4 protein-coding genes are annotated in these 4,261 nt (G+C 51.7%); all 4 read right to left on the bottom strand.

Translation table 11 applies throughout. From position 1 onward, the window contains the following. Positions 1-289 precede the first annotated feature (289 nt). Complete coding sequence (locus RTI30_RS12995; RefSeq protein ID WP_312283972.1) at positions 290-655, bottom strand: hypothetical protein; 366 nt, start codon at positions 653-655, stop codon at positions 290-292. Next, positions 652-1,287: a cytochrome c oxidase subunit 3 gene (locus RTI30_RS12990; RefSeq protein WP_312283971.1), complete on the bottom strand. Its 636-nt coding sequence runs from the start codon at positions 1,285-1,287 to the stop codon at positions 652-654. The genes RTI30_RS12995 and RTI30_RS12990 overlap by 4 nt, the downstream gene beginning before the upstream one ends. A 54-nt stretch (positions 1,288-1,341) precedes the next feature. Next, complete coding sequence (locus RTI30_RS12985; protein WP_312283970.1) at positions 1,342-3,492, bottom strand: cbb3-type cytochrome c oxidase subunit I; 2,151 nt, start codon at positions 3,490-3,492, stop codon at positions 1,342-1,344. A 25-nt stretch (positions 3,493-3,517) separates the two neighbouring features. Beyond that, positions 3,518-4,261 (bottom strand): ubiquinol oxidase subunit II (locus RTI30_RS12980; RefSeq protein WP_312283969.1); only part of this gene is annotated, 744 nt, incomplete at its 5' end.

The following is a 4,261-nucleotide window of genomic DNA, read 5'->3' as shown; positions in this document are numbered from 1 at the left end:
CTACCCGGTAAAACCCCCGGATCCGGTACCCGACATGTTGAACCTGCATGGCACTCCTCCCTCGCCAAAGAAGTGCCAAAGGTTTGTGAACTTATGCAGGGGCGGTATTTTCACCCGGGGTTGCATGGAGGGTTCTTGGCGCATAACACGCCCTTGTGGTTGCGCTATCGTTGCGATTCGAGATGCATAGAGCCAGAGCGAAGAGAATCGATCGAGCTCCCAAGGCGATAGTGATGTGCGCATGCATCTCGAACTCCCTAGTGGTGTGGGATGATCCTCCAGGGCTTGTTTAGTGCATTCCCGGCATGCCGGGAATCATGGGCATAGTACGCAGGTAAAGCTGCGAGAACATCCACCAAGTCAGTCCAATGGTAATGACGAAGAGGGGAATGAACATTACCAGCGCTACGGTATTCCAGATATTATGCTCGGAGATATCGATATGCAGCAAAAAATAGACTTGCGCGATTATGGCAAGACCGGCGCAACCAACAATGGCCAAGAGCAGGGCAAAGGGTGGTAGCACGTGGCCACTAACGAGAATCGTTGCGGCAAACATCAGCAGTGAGGCAACGATGAAACCGGTCAAATAGTTGCGTTTGCTGGCCATCTGCACTTCGGGATGATGCAAGGGATCGCTGTGACCGTGACTCATGATAGGTACCCCCACAGATAAACAAAAACGTAAATAAATACCCACATAACTGCCTGAAATTGCCAGAACATGCGTAGACTCAAGAGTCTACCCACAACATCTTCGCTAAACCCTTGACGCAGAATTTGGTAGAGCATGACGAGCATCCAGAGCAAACCGACAAAGATATGCGCAGCATGCACCTGGGTAAGGGCGTAGAATGCCGAAAGACCACCGCTTACCTCTGGAGTAACTCCCATACTAATCATGCGCAACACATCGTGAATGTCGAGGCCCAGAAAAATGACGCCTAATACCATCGAGGCAATAATGGCATTGATAACCCCGGTTTTATTTCCCTGTTTGAGGGCCGTCATGGCAAAACCATAGGCAAGCACGCTCAGAAAAAGCGCCATGGTCTGGATAAATGTGTACCAAGGTGCAACAAACTGTGCCGGGGTTGGGCCGGTATAATAGCTGTGGCTATAGCTTAACACCCCATAGGCCGCAAAAAGTGTCGCAAAGAGCATGCCGTCACTTAATACGTACATCCAAAAGCCGAAGGTACGGGTAGAAATGACATCATGACCTTCGTAGTCGTCGGACCATAGGACTACCTGTTTGGGATCCACAACCTCATCATGTGCGTGCATATAAACTCCTATGAATGGATGCCGGCGCGGAACCCGGCGCCAGCGAGCGTGGTGTTAGAGCTGGCGGGAATCCGTCGGCGGCGTGCCGTTGCGAGCGGATGACGAGAGCGGCGAATACGCATGCACCGTACCACCGCTAAAGCCCCCGCCTTGGTGCACGGGCTGGTTACTACCGACTACCATTGCGGCCTTGGAAGCACGATCCAGCTCTGCCATCTTTTCGGCAGAAATCACATAACCCGAATCACCCTTGTTAGAACGGTAGATCATCAGTAACACCGCTATGATCAGAGCCGCCGCCGTCAGCCACCAGATTCTCCATGTGAGGCCAAAGCCCACCAGAAAAGTCATGGCGCCAATATATAGAGCAACACCGGTATTATTGGGCATGTGAATGGCCTTGAAATGATTTGGCTGAGTTTCTGCGAGGCCATGTTCGCGCCGCCAAGCGACTTCATCCCGAGCGTTGATGTGCGGGACCATAGCAAAGTTGTAGAAGGGTACTGGGGTGTCCGTGAGCCACTCCAGGCTGCGTGAGGTATTCCAGGCGTCGCAGCTATGCACCCGATTTTGCGCACGGTCACGAATGCTGGCATAAAGCATCCAGAGAAAAGCCAGAACCGAGAGGCAGTACACGGCAATGCCAACTTCCTGAACCGCAAACCAGCCCGCCCATTGCGGGTTAAAGGGCCAATCCAAACGCCGAGTTTCGCCCATAAAGCCGAGCATGAACATTGGGAAAAAAACCAAGGCCGTGCCGGCAGTAAAGAGCCAGAACATGATTTTTCCCCAGATTTCGCTGAGGCGGAATCCGAAGATCTTGGGGAACCAGAAAATCACCGCGCCAAAGACCGCATAGACGATACACAGGAGCATCATGTGAAAATGTGCAACGACGAACACGCTGTTGTGTACCATGTAATTGATGGCGGGAATAGACAGCATCATACCGGTTAAACCGCCAATGAGTAGTAAAAACAGCGCACCAATGGCCCAAAGCATGGCGGCACTCATGGTGATTCTTCCCTTGTACATGGTGAAGGCCCAGTTGAAGACCTTTACGCCCGTAGGAATGCCAACCAGCATGGTAGCGATACTGAACTCCGTGCTCACATAGGGGCCCATGCCCATGGTAAAAAAGTGGTGTAACCACACAATCCACGATACTCCGGCAATGGCAAATGTTGCGAGCACCATCGCGGTATACCCAAATATGGGCTTCTCGGAAAAAGCGGGGATGATTTCCGAAAGCATCCCGAAGGCGGGAAGAATGACAAAATAGACTTCTGGATGGCCCCAGAGCCAAAAGAGATTGGTATAGAGCATCAAATTGCCGCCAAAGCCAGCGGTAAAGAAATGGGTACCCAGATAACGGTCGGCAGCCACCAAGGCGAGGGCAACCTGTAGGCAGGGAAAAGAGGTAAGGGCGATGATGTTGGCCGAGACCGCCGACCAAGTAAATACTGGCAGACGACTCCAGGTCATTCCCGGTGCCCGCATTTTTACCACGGTAGCAAGAAAATTGATGCTGCCCAATGTGGTGCCAAGGGCAACCAATTCCAGAGTCCAGATCCAATAGTCCACCCCCACTCCTGGGCTATAGGAAAGCTCGAAGATTGGGGCATAGCCAAACCAACCGTTGTGGGAAAAATCGCCAACAAAAAGGGAGGCCATGATCAAGACCACAGCAGCAGTAGTGATCCATAGCCCCAAGGCGTTGAGGTAGGGATACGCCATATCGCGGGCACCAATTTGCAGTGGCACGATGATGTTCATTATGCCAACGAGTAGTGGTGTTGCTGCGAGCAGGATCATGATCAGGCCATGCGCGCTGTAAATCTGTCCAAAATGAAAAGGGGTCAGATATCCATGTATGGCGCCCATGACTTTCATGCCGTTGTCACCTGGTCCGTCGGCGAGGAGTTGCTGCGTGCGCATCATAAGGCCGTCAATAAAACCCCGGAACAGCATTACTAAACCGAGGATGATGTACATGATGCCAAGCTTTTTGTGATCGACAGTGGTAAACCACTCCTTCCATAAGTAGCCCCATTTGCCGTAGTAGGTGATTGCTGCCACCAAGGCTATACCGGCGATCACAATGACTACGAACAAGGGTGCAAGAATAGGATTCGTATAGGGAATCTCGGACAGTGCCAAGCGTCCCAATAGTGGGCTCCAGGGTCCAGGAACATTAACCAACATAGCAGTTCTCCAATTTTTTTGCGGATTACGAGCGATGTTCTGCCGCTTGCAGTTTTAGGTAATGGAACATGTTTTCGGTCATGAACATCGGCAGTGGCCATTTCTTTCCATTCATCACCTCCAAGATGACGTGATTGAAGAGTCCCGGCTCGACTCGGCCCCATTCCGGTGTCTTGTCCGCCACATTGATGTACGGCTCGGCAAAGCGATTGAATTGCTGGTAATCCATGCGGCGTGGATCGTTTTCTAGGCCCTTGGCCCAGTGCTCGAAGTCGGTCTTGCTGACCACATCGGTCTTGAACAACATCCAAGAAGTGCCAGCGCCACAATAGTCTGCAGCAATCCCTTGGTAGCTACCGAGATGGTCGCTCATCAGGGCATCTTTGGTACGCATACCGGGCATTACGTCGATCATGCCGAGCAACTGTGGTACGAAGAAATCAGTGGTGACCGCCGTGGAGGTTAGCTTAAAAAACACCGGCGTGTGCACCGGCACAATCAATTTATTGGCAATGGCAATGTGATGGAATTGCGGATAAATGAATAACCATTGCCAATCCGTAGCGATGACGTCGACATCAATAGGGTCGCCATGCGGTTTGATATGCTTGGTAATTGCGGTAGGATTGTAAGGATTGACGGCAAAACTGCCGTTGATTGCCACCGCCCAAGAAAGAAAAGCCACAGCCGCGATGGGGATACCCCAAAAGGCGATCTCTAACACATTGGAATGTGACCATTTACCATCGTAGTCGGCGTGCTTGTTGCT

This window comes from Candidatus Igneacidithiobacillus taiwanensis (assembly GCF_031962545.1).
GTDB classification, from domain to species: Bacteria; Pseudomonadota; Gammaproteobacteria; order Acidithiobacillales; family Acidithiobacillaceae; genus Igneacidithiobacillus; species Igneacidithiobacillus taiwanensis.
The sequence above is the reverse complement of the archived record's forward strand: the minus strand, read 5'-3'. Positions and strand labels throughout refer to the sequence as shown.

Coding starts and splice junctions, on each gene's coding strand:
- RTI30_RS12995 (WP_312283972.1), bottom strand. CDS start 655: ATGAGTCACGGTCACAGCGATCCCTTGCATCATCCCGAAGTGCAGATG.
- RTI30_RS12985 (WP_312283970.1), bottom strand. CDS start 3,492: ATGTTGGTTAATGTTCCTGGACCCTGGAGCCCACTATTGGGACGCTTG.
- RTI30_RS12990 (WP_312283971.1), bottom strand. CDS start 1,287: ATGCACGCACATGATGAGGTTGTGGATCCCAAACAGGTAGTCCTATGG.